Genomic DNA, 17,908 nt, shown 5'->3' on the forward strand with positions numbered 1-17,908 from the left:
AGTTGACTCGGACGAGCGGCCGTCCAGAGTGTCCAGACTCTCGGCATCCGGTCGGCGATCTTCGAGTCCAGGGTTACCGGGACAGTCTCCGAGTCGATCACGCGACGACTACGAGCGGATCGACGGTAGTCCTGTTGATCGCCGCCGACTCTCGAAAGCTCCGCTTCGTCCCGGTCTCTCACGGCGACGCACCAGCACCGTCGATCGTTCAGGCGACGTACACGAGGTTCAGGAGCATCAGTACGATTCCCACCGGGAGCAGCCACGCGAACATCGTCAACAGAAAGCCACTCGCCTGTCTCCCGAGCGCGATTAGAACGACGGGCCCACAGCAGACCGTTCCAGACAGCAACGCCGGCAACGAGGAAACCAGACCCGATCCCGTACCGATTCCACAGGCCGCCGGCTGCACCACTGCGAGATAGGTCAGTCCGAGGTTGATGCCGACGAGTGCGGCAATCGAGACTCCGATCGCCAGGTTGACCGGCGACACCAGGATCTGTACGACGCCGGTGTCGACGAGCGCGACGGCTTCGAACGACGCAGGGCCGGTTCGGTCGAACATCCGAACCAGCGGGTCGTAGACGACGATCAGGTTCGCCGCCACGTCGGGTCGAACGGCGGGATCACCAACGGCCCAAAGAGACGCTGCGAGGTAGCCGATCGCGACGACGGCTGCAATTGCCAGCGAGTCGTACCGACGAAAGACGAGCACCGTCGCAGTCAACGTCTCGTCGAGCCGACGCTTCGGATTCAGTTCGAAACGACCCACTGTGCTCATTCGTAGACCTCAGTCGACGGGTAGTACCCGTACCAGGCGAACCACATCGCGTCGAAGCCGATTTCACGTTCGAGCGGAAGCCCGTCTGGATCGTGCTCGTCGTCGTCGACTGTGAAAGTCCCATCCTCGTACTCGACCGACTCGCCGCCAGGATTGCGATACACGTAGCCCGTGTCGAGCGTTTCGTCGTAGACGGTAACGTACGGAACGTCACTCATCGTCCCTTCGACGACCGTGCGCTCGCGTAGCGTCTCTTTCGGAACGGCCATCGCGCCGTCCGCAGTCCGGGCTCCGATGACGACATCCTTCTTGCCGAACTGGTCGTCGGTCGTCAGCGGGCTGAACAGCGTGTTCTCGTCGTCGTAGTACCCGCTCGAGGGGTTGTATTGACCGTAGGGATCGTCTCCGTAATTGCGAACGTGGCCGGTGTCCTCCGTGAGAACGACCGTCTCTGGATGGAGATCACGCCATCGCTCCCACGTCGTCCAGATTACCTGAGACTCCTTGAGGTACTCCGCTTCGTGTGAACCGCGGATCCCCCACGCGAGCAACTGGGGCCACCACGTCTCTGTCCCGCGGTCGAACATGACGAGATCGCTGTTGATCAGTCGGCCGAAGACGCCGAATTCGCTCTCGCCGCGGTAGAACCCCTGTGCCGTTCCGGTCAGCGGACAGTACGTTACCGCAACCGACCCCCCGCCGACAACGTCGTTCACGATCTCGTGCCAGGCGAGATCGTACTGAGGATAGGCTTTCGACTCGCCGTTTAGTTCGGTTGAACGACGTTCTTCCGAAATGGTGAGGTTCGAAACGCTACAGTCGGAAGTCGGCTAGTGGAGCGAAGACCACTTGCGTGCTCAGCCGACGGTCACTCTGCGTCTCGGAGTCTGTAGAGAAGGGGCGAACTCGCGGCGCATCTCGAGACGCACGACCGGTCCACCACGCACGAACTCGACTGCGTCGAATCGTCCAGTCTCGAAGCGTCGGCGGAGATTCGACTCGACGAACTCGAGTCGGTGACGAGGCGGAACGGCGGGCCGTCGCATCGCTTCTCGGCCGCCTCGCGGAATCTGCAGTCCGCACAGGTCGGCTGGGACGACGAAGTCATCGCTCGGGTGCGGGAGGATTCGAACGTCGAAACCGCGCAGACGAGCGTCGGTGAGAGCGTTCGTCAGGCGTCCTCGCGCTGGATGAGGATGACGCCCAGGACGACGAGCGTCCCGCCGACGATCGTGACGATCGTCACCGGCTCTCCAAGCACGAGCGCACCCAGCGCGACCGTGACGCCGGGTTCGGCGGTGCTGATGATGCTCGCTCGACTCGCGCCGATCTTCTCGATACCGGCGAAGAAGGTGAGGACGGGCACCACCGTCGCGAAAATCGCGATGGCGAGTGCGACGCCCCACGCGCTCGCGTTGCCGGGCATCGCGAGCGTATTCGTCCCGGCGCCGAACCCGACGAAGGTCACGGCCGCAGCGGGCAGGACGAACGCCGTCAGCACCTCGGGGTCGACCGTCGTGAGCGCCCGCTGACTCACGAGAATGTAGAACGAGTACGCGAGCGCCGCACCGAGCACGATCGCGACACCTCGAGGGTCGACGCCCGCTGGATCCGCCCCGGTGATGAGCGCGACGCCGCCGATCGACAGCGCGAGCGCGAGTAACACGATCTTCGTCACCCGATCCGGGTTCGTGATCGCGACGAGACAGACGACGAACGCCGGGTAGGTGTAGAGGACGATCGCGACCATCCCGGCTGTCATGAACTCGAGTCCCAGGAAGTAGAGTCCGCTCTGCGTGGCGTAGCCGATCCCGCCGAGCGCGAACGCGATAGCGAGCAGTCGACCGGTGAGAACCCGAAACCGTCCCTGCAACCAGAGAACCGCCCAGACGACGACGGTCGCGAGGCCGAATCGCAGCGCGAGAACCGTCGGGATCGAGAGCCCCTCCTCGGCGGCGAGGACGCCGAAGATGCCGAGCGTGCCGAACCCGATCGCAGAGAGGAGCACGAGCGCGATCCCAACCGTTTCGTCGTCCATACTGTGTGGCTGTCACAATTCGTGAAAAGTCCTCTGTCTCGAAACGTCGTCCGCAGCGAAGGGGACTACTCGCGATGGCGTTCGACGACCTCGTCGACGACCCGGTGTGCGGACGCGACGACGCCCTCCACGTAGCCGTTCCACTGCGTGGCCGTTTTCGTCCCCGCCCAGTGGAGCCGTCCGGCGGGGTTCCGGAGCGCAGCAGCGTATCGCGAGAGGACGCCCGGTGGCACGACTCCCCCTCAGCACCCGGTGTTCTACCGGCCGGCGGTCCAGACCTACGAGACGAGTGACAGGATCGGGAGGCCTGCGCTCACATTAGCGGCGGTTCCTACCGATGTCGGCGAGGGCGACGTATTAAGCCTCTTCGACAAGTACGAGTGGTATGCCTGAAGAGGAGAGTGCGCAGTTCAGTATCGAATCGGTACAGGTCCTCTCCGAGGACGAGTCGGTCGACGAGGAGCTGGTTCCCTCGTTGAGCGACGAGCAGTTACTGGAGTTGTACGAGCAGATGAAGCGGTCGCGACGCCTCGACGAGCGCGCCGTCTCGCTGCAGCGTCGCGGCGAACTCGGCACGTACGCGCCCGCGATCGGTCAGGAGGCGGCACAGGTCGGGAGCGCGTTCGCCATGGCCGAGGACGACTGGATCGTCCCGTCGTTCCGCGAGCAGCCCGCACTCCTGACCCGCGGGACGCCGCCCCACAAGATCCTCCAGTACGCGATGGGGATGGAGGAGGGTGCCGAGATTCCGAGCGGTAAGGGGGCGCTGCCACCGGCAATTCCCGTCGGAAGTCAACCACTACACGCCGTCGGCGTCGGCTGGGGTGAGGCACTGCAGGACCGGTCGAACGTCGCGGTCACCTACTTCGGCGACGGTGCGACCAGCGAAGGGGACGTCTACGAGGCGCTCAACCTCGCCGGCGTCTACGACGCCCAGACGGTGTTCGTCTGTCAGAACAACCGGTACGCCATCTCGACGCGACTCGAGAAACAGACCGACGCAGAGACCCTCGCCCAGAAAGCCATCGCAGCGGGTATCGAAGGAATTCAGGTCGACGGTAACGACGTTCTGGCCGTCTACCGCGTCGTCCAGGACGCCATCGAGAGCGCTCGAAACGGGGATCCCGTCATGGTCGAAGCGCTCACCTACCGGCGCTCGATGCACACGACCTCGGACGACCCCTCCGTCTACCGCGAGTCCGAAGAGGAAGCGGAGTGGGAGGCCCGCGACCCGATCGTCCGCTTCCAGGTCTACCTCGAGAACCGGGGCATCCTCGACGAGGAGACGAAGGCGACCATCGAGAATCGCGTCGAGTCCGAAATCGGCGAGGCGATCGATCGGGCGAAGGCGGGGCGCGAGGAGATCGATCAGGCGGATATGTTCGAACACGTCTACGACGAGATGCCGCCCGAACTCGAGCGCCAGTTCGAGGCCTTCGGAGGTGAGGCCGATGAGTGAGCGCCTCCGGATTATCGAGGCCGTTCGGGAGACGCTCCGCGAGGAACTCGAGCGCGACGACGGCGTCGTCGTCTACGGCGAAGACGTCGCCAGCGCCGGCGGGGTGTTCCGGGCGACCCAGGGACTGGCCGACGACTATCCGGACCGAGTGTTCGACACGCCCGTCGCGGAGGCTGGCATCATCGGAACGGGCGTCGGCCTCGCGGCCACCGGGATGCGACCCGTCCCCGAGATCCAGTTCCAGAGCTTCCTCTACCAGGGGTTCCACCAGCTCGCCCAGCACGTCGCACGGATCCGGAGTCGCACTCGCGGGACGATCACCTGTCCCATGACGATCCGAATGCCGTACGGTGGCGGCATCCACGCCCTGGAACTGCACTCCGAGAGCTTCGAGGCCGGCTTCGCTCACATCCCCGGCCTGCAGGTCGTTTTCCCCTCTTCGCCGGCCGAGACGAAGGGGCTGCTCACGTCGGCGATTCGCAGCCCGGATCCCGTCGTCTTCATGGAACCGACACGGCTGTACCGCTCGTTCCGCGAGGAAGTGCCCGACGACCACGAGATTCCGCTCGGCGAGGCCCGCGTGGTCGAACCCGGCGACGACGTCACGGTGATCGCCTGGGGGTCGATGCTCCGCGAGACGCTCGACGCCGTCGAGGACGTCGACGCGAGCGTCGAGGTAGTCGACCCGCGGACGCTCTACCCGCTGGACACCGAGACGATCACCGAGTCGGTGAAAAAGACGGGCCGGTGTGTCGTCGTCCACGAGGCGCCGCGGACCGGCGGCATGGCCGGCGAGATCACGTCTCGAGTCAACGAGGAAGCGTTCCTCTACCTCGAGGCCCCCGTCGAACGGGTGACCGGCTACGACGTCCCTGTGCCGATGTTCGCCCGCGAGGACGCGTATCTGCCCGACGCGGAGCGCATCGAGGACGGGATTCGAAACGCCCTCGAGTTCAACTGAGGGCCCTCCTTTCGATATCGAGTCGATCGAGGGACTCGAGTTTTGGAGGGTTCGGGAGACGACGAGTGGTAACTCCGCTGTAGGCACGCAGAGACTGCACTGAGAGATGTCACGTAACGGGAGACACACGCGACGGTTACCCAGCCTGGACGCGAACCGTATTAACCGGTAAGCTTGCTCCCGACGAGTGAGATGACACGACCAGCACGGTTGAAGGGGAAGTAGTTACAGAGCAGACGTCCTCGCGTCGCCCGACAGTGCTCGAGAGAGATGAAGCACCGGTACTACGTTCTCGGTCAGTTTAGTTAGCCACGAGAACGACCTATCCCGACACCGCATATGTATCATAGTATCACTATATATTTGAAATAGATATTTAGATGTTCGTTCGCTTGGAATCGATTCGGATTTCAGGCGTCTGGAAGTGAAAACACGGCTATCGTCGGCCGATAACGATACGAGCGGATTGATCAGGCAAAAGGAATGGTCCAGCTCTTAAGTATCCCAATATACGGGATGGCGATGCTGTCACAGATAATCCGGTACTTTCATCTATATCTTATCCGGTAAATTATAACAATAGCATTTCGGTAGGTAGAAGAATATAAAGAATATTTGATTGAAATCTAGTACCGAATATATCGCGGCCATCACTGCCGATCAGCCACTCGCACAGAAAAATCGTGATCGCGATCTTCCCCGCCTCGGTCGGTGGCAGATGAATCGTTTCCAGTGGTCCGATCCCGGTACAACGATCATCGATTCTCGCTTCGTTCCGTCGCTAGTAGGCTGTCCGATCGGCATCGCTTCCCTCGAGGGATAGCGGGGTCTACACCGGCGATCGATCAATCGCCGTTGCGGTCTTCCCAATCGGAAAAGTCTCGACCGTCGCGATAGCGATCGTCGCTACTCGAGTTCCCAGCCGGCGAACGTATCACCCGCTTCGATTTCGACGGCGAACGCGTCAATGAGTCTGCCGAGTGCGAGGTAGCCGGCGGCGACGGCCGCCGCGCCGACCGCGGTCTCCTCGCCGACGTATTCGACGACCGCGTCGTGGAGTGCGTCGGTTACGCGACCGCGAACGACGGCACGAGTGTACGCGACGAGCGCCCGTTCCACTTCGGATAACGACCGCCGATCGTCGCGGGCGATCGCATCGATCTCTGCGGGTTCGAGCCCCGCATCGGTGGCGATGTTGACGTGCTGGTGCCACTCGTAGGTGGAGTCGATCTCGGACGAGGTAGTCAAAATCACGATCTCTCGCTGACGGTCAGTAAGACCGGAGTGGTTCCAGAGCGCACCGAGGAACTCCCGGAGTCCGTCGAGAACCGACTGATTGTTGCCGATGGCGCTGTACACGTTGAGCGTTTTTCCGGGCTGAAGTGACGAAACAATGTGGTCCCGATACTCCGGGTCGAGTTCGTCCTGCGTGACGTACGGAACTCGTGCCATGATAAATGAGAACCCGACAGTCGTATAACGTTTACTGTCGCAAATCCGTCTTTGTAACGTGCGGCGTGGGAAACGGATCCATCAGTCAAAATGTCGTTTCAGAGACGCCGAACCGAAAACCGCGAAAACGTGGTTCCGAAGCTTCGCATACCGCTGGAGCCAGCTAATCCAATCGATGTCGTGGCCATCGGACGGAAAAACCAATTTGATTTCGCTCACTACCCAATCGTCTCCCCGAACGCGCTCGACTGGCAGGGTGACATTTAATACGATTGATTGTGAAGCCCAACCATGTCTCCAGAAAACACCCCGAATCAGGCGCTTACGGATCGGGTGGTAACCTATATTTCTCAAATTAACGATATGTACGATCGCCTCATGAGCAGGGTTCGAAGTTACACCCCCTACATCGTTCGCACGATCGAGGTCGTGCTGGCGATCGTCCTACTGGCGGTGCTGTCTCACTGGATCTACTGGGTCTACATACAGGGAGTCTAACTTCTCGAGTGGACCGGTTTCCGTCGGTCCGGGAGACGGTTTCGACGATCGAATGGGAGGCTGCCGCTTTACCGTGTACACGGGCGAGGGACAAATTATACTTTGGTGCGATGAGATGGGGGACAGTCGATGGCTAATAGTACAAAAGGTACGCCACTCGAGGGCGTTCGAGTGCTCGACTGTACGCAGATGCTCGCCGGCCCCTTCGCGACGCAACTCCTGGCCGATCTCGGCGCAGAGGTGGTCAAGATCGAACGGCCGCAGTACGGCGACATCACGCGAACTACCGGACCCGACGTCGGCGACTCCGGGATTACCGCGTATTTTTCGTCGCTGAATCGGGGAAAGCGTAGCGTCGAACTCGACCTGTCGACCGCAGAGGGGGCAGCAGCGTTCAAATCTCTCGCGGAGGTGGCAGATGTCGTCGTCGAGAACTACCGTCCCGGCACGATGAAGAAGTGGGGGCTCGGTTACGACGACTTACGGTCGGTCAACGAGGATATCGTCTACTGCTCGATCTCCGGCTTCCTCGAGGGTCCGTATCGCGACTTGCCCGCGTTCGACATGGTCGCTCAGGCGCTCGGTGGGAGTATGAGCATCACTGGCGAAGAGGACGGACCGCCGGTACGGCCGGGAATCCCCATCGGCGATATCTGCGCCGGAATGTACGCCGTCGTCGGTGTCGTTACGTCGCTGTACGGAGGCGGAGGCGACTACGTCGAGGTGCCGATGTTCGAGGGGCTGGTCTCGTGGCTCACAGAGCGAGCCGGACGGACGTTCGTCACGGACGAGCCCTACCCGCGTCTGGGGACGGCTCACCCGACGCTCGCACCCTACCGGGCGTTCGAGACGGCCGACGGCTGGTTCGCGGTCGCAATCGCGAGTGACAACACGTGGCAGTCGTTCTGTGATGCCATCGGAAGACCCGAACTCGTGGACGACGATCGGTTCGCGACGAACGACGAGCGAGTCAAAAACCGTAGCGAACTCATCGAGGAACTGGCGCCGTTGTTCCGCGCGCGGTCCAACGACGAGTGGTTTACGCAGTTTCGCGAACACGGGCTTCCAGGCGCGCCGGTTCAGGACACGCACCAACTCTTCGAAAACGAGCACCTGCGTGAAAGCGGCGTTCTCGACGACCTCACGATCGGCGGAGCCGATTTCCCGTACCCGCTCTGCCCGATCCAGTTTTCCGAGGCGGCGACGCGGTCCGGCCACACACCGCCTCAGCTCGGCGAACACACCGAGGTCGTTCTGTCAGAGGTCCTCTCCGACTCCGAAATTACCCGGATTCTCAGCAATCGGGAATGAAAAAATTGCATAGTATTTAATTACATACTAATACACCGGTAGATATGCTGAACTCTTCGAAAAGTACATATGCTATCTCCACACTATCGTGTACTGTTACCATGCCAGACCGCAGTTCGAATAGACGAAACTTCCTGAAAGCGGCCGTTGTAACGGGCACAGTGGGTGTTGCAGGGTGCATCGGAGACGACGTCGATCCCGACGAAGATCCGTTGGGCGATGACGGCAACGGTGCAAACGGTGAACCGGACGAAGACCGAGATTATCACATCGACGTCGGTACGTCGTCCGGTGGGACGATGGACGTCGGCCTCGCAGTAGAACAGGGGGTCACCCAGGAAAGCGATACCCTAAGTTACTCGACGGTCGAAAGCCCCGGATACGTCGGATCGACCTACCGGATGGCCGAGGACGCCTTCGACGCCGGGTTCGTCGACGGCAATACAATGAACAAAGCTCGACAGCGTCTGGACATGTTCGAGGAGGATCCGGTCGATCGACTCCCGTGGCAGGGTATGTTGGCGTTCCCCTACAGTATCTACATGATGGCCCGCGACGGGACCAACATCGAAACTTTCGACGACCTTGCAGGTGCGAGCGTCTATCCCGCCGAACCGGGTTTCTCGACCCGTGCGACGACCCTCGACGTGCTCAGTCAGGATCCAACCGCGGACATATACGAAGAGATGGATATCGTCGATATGGACGTCTCCGACGCTCCGGGTGCGATGGAAGAAGAGCGGATCGACGCCGCTATCGCCTACGGGACGCCGGGGGTCGGGAACACGGGTTGGGTCGTCGAGTACGACGCTCGTGTCGACGTCCATTACGTCGAGCACACGGACGCGTTGATCGAGTCGATCGAGGGGTTCCCCGGCGCCGGGCTATCGATCTACGACGACGACCCGGCGGAGACGTTCGCCTGGGATCAGGACATCGGCACCGACGAGATCGCCGCGTGGGATCTCAACGTTACGATCGCGCTCCACCCCGAGACGCCGGACGACGCGGTGTACGAACTGTGCCGGGTCGGAGCCGAACACGGCGACACCATCCGCAATGCTGAGGAACGATTCACGCCGGAGGACGCCGAAGGTCTCACTCAGGGCGCGCTGGACGACTACCCGTTCCACCCCGGTGCTGCCGAGTTCTACCAGGACGAGGGCGTCTGGGACGACGACAACTGGGTCGTCGGCGACCGCGACCAAGTCGGCGAATACTTCGACTGAGTAGATTCGTCCATTCCCCTATATTATAATTCGATCCCGACACTACGTATCAATGAGCACCGAAACCAGTAGTTCTGAAACGACGGCGGGGACAGATTCACTGACAGTAAAAGCGCTCGACAACGCCGTTACTCTCAGTGCACTCCTCCTTTGGGCGATCGTCCTCTGGTGGGCGTGGACCCAGGGAATTAGCCGAGCACAGTACGGTGTCCTGTTTCTCGGTGCCATTCTCTCGGTGTACATTCTCTCGGAGGCGAAAGAATCAGTCGCAGAGGGTGATCTTCTGGATCTGTTGATCCTCGCAGCCTGCGGTGCAGTAATGATAACCGCAACCGTCTATATCTACACCGACTTCGAGGCGTTCTATATCCGCCGACAGGGGTGGGCGCCCGACCACGAGTATCGACTGGCCTGGCTCGTGATCGGCGTGGTCCTCTACCTGACGTGGCGGTCGTACGGAAACGTCTTCCTCGCGCTCATCGGCGGGGCGATACTGTACGCCATGTATGGCTACTACGTGCCGGGTCTGTTCGGACACAGCGGTCTGGACACGATCCACATGTTGCAGATGTTGATCACCGACCTCGCCGGCTTCTACGGCTCACTGACGCAGCTTACGGCCGCGTGGATCGCCCCGTTTCTCCTGTACGCCGGCTTACTGTTCGCGTTCGGGGCGTTCAACCTCATCTTGCGGATCGCGATCGTCTCCGCAAAGTACATCGAATCAGGCGTCGCCCAGACGGCCGTCATCTCGAGTGCAGTCATCGGTTCCATCAACGGGAGCTACGCCGCGAACGCCGGCATGACCGGTTCCTTTACGATTCCGACGATGATGGACGCGGGTCTCTCGGGACGGACCGCCGCAGGGATCGAGGGAACCGCCTCAACCTCCGGTCAGGTGCTCCCCCCAGTGATGGGCGCATCGGCGTTCGTGATGGCGTCCGTACTCGGTATCGCGTACTGGGACATCATCATCGCGGGACTAATTCCCGCGGCGATCCTCGTGTTCAGTATCCTGATCGCCGTCCACTACACCTCTATCAACGAGATGGGCAATCAGGAAATGAACTTCGACGATTACTTCGAGGACGAGATGACCCGAGCCGACAAGATCGTGCAGGGGGTCCGGTTCGGCGTTCCCTTCGCCATCCTGCTCATCATGCTCGGGTACTTCCAGTACACGGTCATGACTGCTGCGCTGTACACGATCGTCGCGATGGTGATACTCGGGATCACGACGCCGGTTCTCCAGTCGATCTACGCGACTAGAATCGGCACGGAGACGGAGACGGTCACGGTCGACGGTTGGTGGACTACCGACTGGTGGTCCAAGGGTACCGTTCGCTCCCGACTATCCGCAGTCGGTCGACTCCCCGTCCTAAGCCAGTACACCTCCGTTATGGTCAGGCTCCGACGACAGCGACCCGTACACACCTTCCTCGAGGAGGTCGGGAACGTGGTCCACGGCTTCCGTCGCGGTGCCGTCATCCTTGCGCCGATTGCGATTATCCTGGCAGCGGTCAACGGCGTCGTCGACCTCCTGATGACGACCGGCGTCCCGTCGCGGATCGCGATCATGCTGATGCAGCTTTCAGGCGGGATCCTACTCATCGCGGTGATATTCGGGATGGCCGTCTGTATCATCATGGGAGTCGGGATGCCGACCGTGGCGGCGTACGTCATCGTCTCGACGCTGGTCGCTCCGACGTTCATCAACGTCTTCGAAGTTCCCGAACTGGCCGCTCACTTCATGGTCTTTTACGCCGCGGTGATGGCCGGCGTCACACCGCCGGTCGCCATCGCGGTCGTGGTCGCATCCGGGATCGCCGGTTCGAACTTCTGGAAGTCCTGTGCGACGGCGATGACGATCGCCGCTCCGCTTTTCGTCCTGCCAATCTCCTTCATCTATCACCCGGAGATCGTCTCCCCGATGATCGACCTTCACTCCCTGTTCAGCGGTGCGCTCATCATGCTGGGCGCGATCACGATCATCTTCGCGCTCAACTACCCGTTCGAGTTGAAACGGCGATTCGGGCTGCCGCTCCGGTTCGGGCTGTTCTGGCTCGGCGCGTTCGTGATGGTCTACCCCGGCTGGATGTTTCAGGCAGCCGGTATCGGCCTGTTCGTGGCCGTCTTCACCAGCGTGAAATACATCGCGAACGGTTACGAGCTCCACCTGCCGTCGGCGATTAACCGCTGATCGCCGAACGTTCGGGCTACACCTCTCCCTCGGGTCGTCACCGTGAACGCGGTTGCAGTGCTGGTTGTAGCCTCGTCACCAGTACCTCGAGCGGCCGGAGAAAAGGACAACCCGGACTCGAAGGCGAGTCACGAGTCACAGACGGAGAGAACAGAAAAGACGAGCACGGTACTTGCCAGCAGCGAGACGAGTAGGCCCCCGAAGGCGACGGCGTACGTACTCAGGTCGGCGATGAACCCGACGTACGCCGGCCCGAGACTCCCGATACCCATGTAGATCGTCCTGAAGCTCCCGATATCCGCACCCGCGTTTGAATCCGGGAACGTCGCCATCACGTACGCGAGTAGCGGCGGCGTCACGGACATGAGCCCGATCGCGAAGAGCACGACGGCCCCGAGCAAGGCCCACGTCGATTGCGCGATCGTCAGTGCGACCAGCCCCGCCGTGCCGATCGTCAGTGCACAGATCGCCGTCCGGAGTCGACCGAACCGATCGCCGAGGTTTCCCGAGAGCGGCTTCGTTACCATCCCGACGAGAAAGAGCGATGCGAACGCGGTCGCGGCCGTCCCTGCGGACAGCCCCTTCTCTTGCTGGAGAAAGGTCGGAAGGAAACTGACCGCCCCCTGCCACGTGAGAAAGAACAGACAGAACGCGACGATCAGTTGCTTGCTCTTGCGGCCGAGGACGACGCGCCCTATCGTTTCCCGGACATCGAACCGCACCCGTGACAGGCTGTGCGGTTCGTCGCTCCAAGAGTGGATCAGGAACGCTGCGACGATCGTGAGACCGATAACCGGCGGGAAAGCGAGTCGCCACTCGCCGGCCGCGAGTGCCGCCGTCGCGAATCCAGCAGATAGCCCGCCGCCGACGTCCCAGAACGCGGTGTAGATGCCGAACGCTTTGCCCCGTCGCTCGGCGTACAGTTCCGATAACAGGGTGTAGCCGGTCGCCGGATACACGCCCGAACACAGCCCCAGAACGGCAATCCCGACCAGATACCCGACGAACGTTGCCGACGCCATCACGACCCCGAACCCGATTACGAAGCCGACCAGTCCGAACACGAGGACTGTCTTGCGACTGGTCACATCCGACACTCGCCCGCCGGGATACTGTCCGAGCGCGTTCAGGCCCCACATAACCGAGAGCCCGATCCCCGCCTGGAACGGCGTGATCGCTAGATCAGCGATAATCGCCGGCAACAGCGGCGCCATGATGAGCAGTCCGACGGCGATCGTTCCGAACCCGCCCGAAACTGCCGCGAGGACGTGGGTCCGGTTCCCGCTGCTCGTCGGTTCGTCGGCGTCGCTTTCGAGCGAGCCGCTGGTGATCGGTTCGCCGTCGGTCATGCGTTACTCGAGTCCGGAAAACCGAGAGGCACAGACGCTCAGAACCCCGTCGTTCCTTCGAGTCGGTGGTCTTCGGCAACGCTCTCGTCCAGTTCGACGCCGATTCCCGGCGTCTCCGGCACCTCGATGTAGCCGTCCTGGATAAGCGACTCGTCGCGTTCGATCAGGTCGTCCCACCAGTCGACCTCGAGCGCGTGGTACTCGAGCACGTCGAAGTTCGGAATCGCAGCGCCGAGGTGGACGCAGGCCATCGTCCCGATCGGGCTACAGACGTTGTGCGGTGAGATCGGCATATAGTTCTCTTCTGCACGATCGGCGATCCGCATCGTCTCGCCGAGTCCGCCGACGGTCGTCGGGTCCGGCGTCACGATATCGACCCCGTGGTCGTAGATCAGTCCGGAGAGTTCGTGTACTCGGAACCTGTTTTCGCCGGTCGCGACGGGCGTCTTCGTCGCTTTGGTGACCTCGGTCTGCGCATCCATATTCTCCGGGGGGATGAGGTCCTCGAGCCACATCAGATCGTACTCGCGGAGTTTGTACGCGAGGCGCTTTGCGCTCTCAACGGAGTAGTCCCAGTGACAGTCGAACGCGAGATCGATGTCATAGCCGATCTCGTCGCGAACCGCTTCGACGATCTCGCGCTTGTGTTCGATGGCCCCGTTGGTGAGGCGACCGTTGAACGGATCTGGATCGTTATCCATCTCGAGATCCAGATCGAATTTGAGCGCGGTAAAGCCCATGTCGACGACGCGGCGGGCCTCGTTGGCGTACGCTTCCGGGGAGTAGGCGTCGGCGCCAGCGTATTCGGTGGAGCCGTCCTCGACCGCGTACGCCTCACCGGCGTGGCAATCGCAGTAAATTCGGACGTCGTCCCGGAACTTCCCGCCGAGCAGTTGGTAGACCGGCAGATCCAGAATCTTTCCGGCCGCATCCCACAGCGCGATTTCGATGCCGGAGGCCGCGGTGACGACCTTTCCCGTCGTCCCGCCGTGGCCGGACATCTCCTGAATGATCCGTCGGTAGAGCCGCTCGACGTCGAGCGGATTCTCGCCGATCAGGAATCGCTTCGTGTACTCGACGAGTTCGGGAACCCCACCCCCGCGGTAGGATTCGCCGATTCCAGTGACTCCAGCGTCGGTCTCTACTTTGATCAGGTTCCACTCGAAGTTTCCGTCGACGACGCAGGTTTTGATGTCCGTGATCTCGACGTCGCGGCCTTCGGTTCGGTTCGTTATCTGGTTAGAGAAGTCTTTCATGAGTTTCGTTTGGTTCGTATCGATCAGTCGGCCCGTCTGTACCGTTCGATTGCGTTCTCGTCTAGCCGTACGCCGTGTCCCGGATCGTCCGGGAGCTGAATCGTGCCGCTGTCATTCGGTTCGAGCGGGTCTACAACGATGTCGTCGAAGACTTTCACGTCCATGTCGCGGTAGAAGTACTCCACCCAGAGGGAGTTCTCGATCGATCCGACCAGCGACGCGTGGAGATTCCAGTTGTAGTGAGGGGCGATCGGAACGTCGAGCGCCGCCGCGTAGTGGGCGATCTTGAGCCACTCGGTGATGCCGCCACAGACCGTGGCGTCGGGCTGGAGTACGTCCGCCGCTCCGTCGCTGTACAACCGCTCGAAATCGTACCGCGGCCCCTCGAGTTCACCCGTCGCAACGGGATACGAAATGGCGTCGTTGACGCCGATCATCGCCTCAACGCTATCGATCATGACGGGTTCCTCGATGAAATACGGATCGTACGGCTCGAACTCGCGGCACGCCCTGATAGCTTCCGTTGCGTTCGACCACGCGCCGTTCGCGTCGAGTAACAGCGTCCGGTCGCCACCGATTTCGTCACGAACGGCCGCGACGCGCTCGACTTCCTCGGGAATCGACAGCCGCCCAACTTTCATTTTGACAGTGTCGTGTCCCTCGGAAACGTATCGCTGAACCTCCTCGCGGAGTCCCTCGTGACCCTTCTCGTCGCGGTAGTACCCGCCGCTCGCGTAGGTGGGGACCTCCTCAGCGTGTCCGCCCAGAAGTTTGTAGAGCGGTTGCGCCGCGGCCTTCGCCTTCAGATCCCACAGTGCGATGTCTACGGACGAGATCGCTCGCAGGACTAGCCCGGAACGACCGATCTGGACTGTTCCGTCGAACATCTTGCGCCACAGTCGTTCGGTGTCCCGAGGGTCCTCGCCGACGAGCATCGGTTCGAGCAACGACTCCACCGCCTCGGAGATCAGTTCCGCACCTTCGTATCCGAGCGAGTAGCCGACGCCCTCGTGTCCGCTCTCGGTTCGGACGTACGTGATCGCGTGGTCACGGTATGTGAGCGTCCTGTTCGAGAACGACACCGGCTCCGCCAACGGAATCGCTACCGGTATGCTCTCGATCTCTGTAATTTCCACAGCTATCCATGTGAAACGACAACAAAAAACATTCACTCTACGGCAATTATCTCCCGAGGGAACCGCGTCAAGCGAGCACTCGAACACGTCGAATAGTATATGACTCGGGGGAAATACATCCGCGTATGGAGTTCCCCGATCGGAGTGACATCAGTTCACTCATCGAACCACAGCAATCGCCGCCGTTCGCACGCGTCAGTTACAAACCTCCCACGGAGACGCTAACCGACCCGCTGGCGGCGACGCGGGCAGAGTTACCCAATCTTCGCTTCGACGATCTCGAGGACGGTGCAGCCGTCGCAATTGGCGTGGGCAGCAGGGGGATTCACCGGATCGACGAGATCACCGCCGAGGTGGTCTCGTACGTCGAGAATCGAGGATTCGAACCGGTCGTCGTGCCGGCGATGGGCAGCCACGGCGGCGCGACCCCTGGCGGTCAGCTCGGTACCCTCGAGGCGCTCGGTATTACGGAGGAAGCTATCGGCGCACCCATAGACGCACGGATGGACGTCGAGAAGCTCGGCGAAACCGACGTCGAGGGAACCACGACGCCGGTATACTTCTCCACCGCGGCGTTCGAGGCGGACGCCGTCTTAGTTATCAACCGGATCAAGCCGCACACGAACTTTACCGGTCGGATCGAGAGCGGTCTCTGCAAGATGCTCACGGTCGGTTTCGGGAAACAACGAGGTGCCCAGGCGTTTCACTCCACGGCGCTAAAGCGGGGATACGTTCCGACGATCGAATCGATAATCGAGGTTATCAGGGAGTCCGTTCCGCTGCTCGGCGGCCTCGCGCTCGTCGAGAACTTTCACGAGGAGCTCGGCCACGTCGAGGCGATTCCGGCCGACTCGCTCGAGAACCGCGAACCCCCCCTTCTCGAGCGAGCGCGAGAGGAAATGCCGGCGCTACCGACCGATGATCTCGATCTGCTCGTCGTCGATACACTCGGCAAGGCGATTTCCGGCGCCGGAATGGATACGAACGTGATCGGAAGGTACCGGGTTCTCAACGCGCCCGACCCAGACAGTCCCTCGATCAAGCTGATCTACGCGCGAGGACTCACTGAAAAGACCCAAGGCAACGGGAACGGGATCGGTCTGGCCGATGTCACTCGGCAAGCAGCGGCCGATCAGCTCGACCTACAGAAGACGTACGCGAACGCGCTGACGAGCGGATCGCTCGCCAAAGCGAAGATTCCCCCCGTTGCGCCGGACGACGAACTCGCGTTGCGAGTCGCGTTAAACGCGCTCGGCGGGTACGATCCCGAAACGGTCCGCGTCGCCTGGATCAAGGATACGGCTCATCTCACGGAGTTTCGCGTTTCAGAGGCGTTACTCGAGGAAATTTCGGATCGTGTTTCCGTAATCGATCGGGAGCGACTCGTCTTCGAGGACGGAACCGCATCGTTCGACCCGAGATAGGTCACTCGACGAGGTGGTCGTCCGCGCTCCCGGGCGTCGAGTAAGTCAGGTTCAACTCGAGTTCGTTAGCGGTTGCGAGCATCATGTTCGGCAGTTCTTTCTCGAACCAGTCGCCGGTCAAGCGATGAGACGGGCCTGCAACGGCAAGAGCGCCGAGAACCTTCCCGTCGCGCTTGACCGGTACTGCGGTACCGTTGACGCCCTCGACGTGTTCTTCGCGATTGAACGCAACACCGCGTTCGCGGACCGCCTCGAGTTCCTCGTACAGTTCCTCACGGTCGGTGATCGTGTTCTCGGTGAGCGCCGGCAGTTCCCACCGATCGAAAATTTCGTCGACGTACTCTCTCGGATAGTTTGCGAGAATCGCCTTTCCGGAAGACGACCCGTGCAGGTGGATCTGGCGACCCACACCGAACCCGACGTGAACACCTCGATCACCGGTCTCCACGTGGAGGTAGATGCCGAGACCGTGGTCCTCGGCGACGAACTGTGCGCGCTCTTCGGTCTTTTCGGCGATGGTCTGTATGTGCGGCTTGGCCATTTCGTACGCCGGATCTCTCGTCTGGGCAGCTCGCCCTAATCGGGAGAATCGAAGACCAATCTGGTAGCGCTCTCCCTCGCGGGAGACGTATCTGAGATCTTGAAGCGTCCGTAGATGTCGGTGCGTCGTGCTTTCGGCGAAATCAAGGTGACTCGCAATCTCGGAGAGTCGAGCGGGACCAATATCCTGGAGCGCGTGGATGATCTCGAAACTTGTTTTTGTACTCTGTATACCGTCACCGTCCCCCTCGTTGTTCGCGTTCATTGTCTGTCC

Annotated in this window: 15 protein-coding genes; 6 read left to right on the top strand and 9 right to left on the bottom strand. The window is 61.4% G+C overall.

The window, feature by feature from the left end:
* Positions 1-208: 208 nt before the first annotated feature.
* The 4 genes from CV102_RS22690 to CV102_RS22705 all read right to left on the bottom strand — a co-directional run bounded on the left by CV102_RS22690 (position 209) and on the right by CV102_RS22705 (position 3,052).
* Complete coding sequence (locus CV102_RS22690) at positions 209-781, bottom strand: hypothetical protein (RefSeq protein WP_148860298.1); 573 nt, start codon at positions 779-781, stop codon at positions 209-211.
* The gene (locus CV102_RS22695; RefSeq protein ID WP_148860299.1) at positions 778-1,578 is read right to left on the bottom strand and encodes a DUF3179 domain-containing protein; all 801 of its coding nucleotides are present in this window, start codon (positions 1,576-1,578) and stop codon (positions 778-780) included. Before CV102_RS22695 ends, CV102_RS22690 begins: the two co-directional genes overlap by 4 nt.
* A gap of 374 nt (positions 1,579-1,952) precedes the next feature.
* The gene (locus CV102_RS22700; protein ID WP_148860300.1) at positions 1,953-2,819 is read right to left on the bottom strand and encodes a DMT family transporter; all 867 of its coding nucleotides are present in this window, start codon (positions 2,817-2,819) and stop codon (positions 1,953-1,955) included.
* Between the two features lie 65 nt (positions 2,820-2,884).
* Positions 2,885-3,052 (bottom strand): FAD-dependent oxidoreductase, encoded by a 168-nt coding sequence (locus CV102_RS22705; protein WP_148860301.1) that lies wholly within the window; start codon positions 3,050-3,052, stop codon positions 2,885-2,887.
* Between the two features lie 152 nt (positions 3,053-3,204).
* On the opposite strand from CV102_RS22705, the gene pdhA reads away from it, so the two are divergent.
* Together pdhA and CV102_RS22715 are read left to right on the top strand one after the other, a co-directional pair.
* Positions 3,205-4,278 carry a pyruvate dehydrogenase (acetyl-transferring) E1 component subunit alpha gene (gene pdhA, locus CV102_RS22710; RefSeq protein ID WP_148860302.1) on the top strand — a complete coding sequence of 358 codons (1,074 nt, stop codon included), beginning with the start codon at positions 3,205-3,207 and terminating at the stop codon, positions 4,276-4,278.
* On the top strand, positions 4,271-5,239 hold the full coding sequence (locus tag CV102_RS22715) for an alpha-ketoacid dehydrogenase subunit beta (RefSeq protein WP_148860303.1): 969 nt from the start codon (positions 4,271-4,273) through the stop codon (positions 5,237-5,239). Before pdhA ends, CV102_RS22715 begins: the two co-directional genes overlap by 8 nt.
* A 906-nt stretch (positions 5,240-6,145) precedes the next feature.
* Here CV102_RS22715 and CV102_RS22720 read toward each other — a convergent pair.
* Entirely contained in the window at positions 6,146-6,691 is a 546-nt protein-coding gene (locus tag CV102_RS22720; RefSeq protein ID WP_148860304.1) for a carboxymuconolactone decarboxylase family protein, read from the bottom strand.
* Between the two features lie 627 nt (positions 6,692-7,318).
* Here CV102_RS22720 and CV102_RS22730 point away from each other — a divergent pair.
* The 3 genes from CV102_RS22730 to CV102_RS22740 all read left to right on the top strand — a co-directional run bounded on the left by CV102_RS22730 (position 7,319) and on the right by CV102_RS22740 (position 11,929).
* On the top strand, positions 7,319-8,500 hold the full coding sequence (locus tag CV102_RS22730; protein WP_148860306.1) for a CaiB/BaiF CoA transferase family protein: 1,182 nt from the start codon (positions 7,319-7,321) through the stop codon (positions 8,498-8,500).
* Positions 8,501-8,601: 101 nt separating this feature from the next.
* Positions 8,602-9,729: a TAXI family TRAP transporter solute-binding subunit gene (locus CV102_RS22735; protein ID WP_187433087.1), complete on the top strand. Its 1,128-nt coding sequence runs from the start codon at positions 8,602-8,604 to the stop codon at positions 9,727-9,729.
* A 52-nt stretch (positions 9,730-9,781) separates the two neighbouring features.
* Positions 9,782-11,929: a TRAP transporter permease gene (locus CV102_RS22740; protein WP_148860307.1), complete on the top strand. Its 2,148-nt coding sequence runs from the start codon at positions 9,782-9,784 to the stop codon at positions 11,927-11,929.
* A gap of 128 nt (positions 11,930-12,057) precedes the next feature.
* On the opposite strand, the gene CV102_RS22745 is transcribed toward CV102_RS22740, so the two are convergent.
* Genes CV102_RS22745 through CV102_RS22755 form a run of 3 tightly spaced genes read right to left on the bottom strand, consistent with a single transcriptional unit; the run spans position 12,058 to position 15,670 of the window.
* Positions 12,058-13,278: an MFS transporter gene (locus CV102_RS22745; RefSeq protein WP_148860308.1), complete on the bottom strand. Its 1,221-nt coding sequence runs from the start codon at positions 13,276-13,278 to the stop codon at positions 12,058-12,060.
* A 38-nt stretch (positions 13,279-13,316) separates the two neighbouring features.
* Positions 13,317-14,534, bottom strand: a complete 1,218-nt coding sequence (locus CV102_RS22750; protein ID WP_148860309.1) for a mandelate racemase/muconate lactonizing enzyme family protein — start codon at positions 14,532-14,534, stop codon at positions 13,317-13,319.
* A gap of 23 nt (positions 14,535-14,557) precedes the next feature.
* Positions 14,558-15,670 carry a mandelate racemase/muconate lactonizing enzyme family protein gene (locus CV102_RS22755; protein WP_148860310.1) on the bottom strand — a complete coding sequence of 371 codons (1,113 nt, stop codon included), beginning with the start codon at positions 15,668-15,670 and terminating at the stop codon, positions 14,558-14,560.
* Positions 15,671-15,795: 125 nt separating this feature from the next.
* On the opposite strand from CV102_RS22755, the gene CV102_RS22760 reads away from it, so the two are divergent.
* Positions 15,796-17,094, top strand: coding sequence for a DUF362 domain-containing protein (locus tag CV102_RS22760; RefSeq protein WP_148860311.1), 1,299 nt, complete (start codon positions 15,796-15,798; stop codon positions 17,092-17,094).
* A gap of 1 nt (position 17,095) precedes the next feature.
* Here the strand turns inward: CV102_RS22760 and CV102_RS22765 are convergent, their stop codons facing one another.
* The gene (locus CV102_RS22765) at positions 17,096-17,899 is read right to left on the bottom strand and encodes an IclR family transcriptional regulator (RefSeq protein WP_148860312.1); all 804 of its coding nucleotides are present in this window, start codon (positions 17,897-17,899) and stop codon (positions 17,096-17,098) included.
* Between the last annotated feature and the right edge of the window lie 9 nt (positions 17,900-17,908).

It is taken from the genome of Natronococcus pandeyae (genome assembly GCF_008122205.1).
Classification (GTDB): Archaea; Halobacteriota; Halobacteria; order Halobacteriales; family Natrialbaceae; genus Natronococcus; species Natronococcus pandeyae.

Bases quoted from the DNA above. Each gene is read 5' to 3' on its own strand.
- CV102_RS22690 (WP_148860298.1), bottom strand. From the start codon at position 781: ATGAGCACAGTGGGTCGTTTCGAACTGAATCCGAAGCGTCGGCTCGAC.
- CV102_RS22700 (WP_148860300.1), bottom strand. From the start codon at position 2,819: ATGGACGACGAAACGGTTGGGATCGCGCTCGTGCTCCTCTCTGCGATC.
- pdhA (WP_148860302.1), top strand. From the start codon at position 3,205: ATGCCTGAAGAGGAGAGTGCGCAGTTCAGTATCGAATCGGTACAGGTC.
- CV102_RS22715 (WP_148860303.1), top strand. From the start codon at position 4,271: ATGAGTGAGCGCCTCCGGATTATCGAGGCCGTTCGGGAGACGCTCCGC.
- CV102_RS22720 (WP_148860304.1), bottom strand. From the start codon at position 6,691: ATGGCACGAGTTCCGTACGTCACGCAGGACGAACTCGACCCGGAGTAT.
- CV102_RS22730 (WP_148860306.1), top strand. From the start codon at position 7,319: ATGGCTAATAGTACAAAAGGTACGCCACTCGAGGGCGTTCGAGTGCTC.
- CV102_RS22735 (WP_187433087.1), top strand. From the start codon at position 8,602: ATGCCAGACCGCAGTTCGAATAGACGAAACTTCCTGAAAGCGGCCGTT.
- CV102_RS22740 (WP_148860307.1), top strand. From the start codon at position 9,782: ATGAGCACCGAAACCAGTAGTTCTGAAACGACGGCGGGGACAGATTCA.
- CV102_RS22745 (WP_148860308.1), bottom strand. From the start codon at position 13,278: ATGACCGACGGCGAACCGATCACCAGCGGCTCGCTCGAAAGCGACGCC.
- CV102_RS22750 (WP_148860309.1), bottom strand. From the start codon at position 14,534: ATGAAAGACTTCTCTAACCAGATAACGAACCGAACCGAAGGCCGCGAC.
- CV102_RS22760 (WP_148860311.1), top strand. From the start codon at position 15,796: ATGGAGTTCCCCGATCGGAGTGACATCAGTTCACTCATCGAACCACAG.
- CV102_RS22765 (WP_148860312.1), bottom strand. From the start codon at position 17,899: ATGAACGCGAACAACGAGGGGGACGGTGACGGTATACAGAGTACAAAA.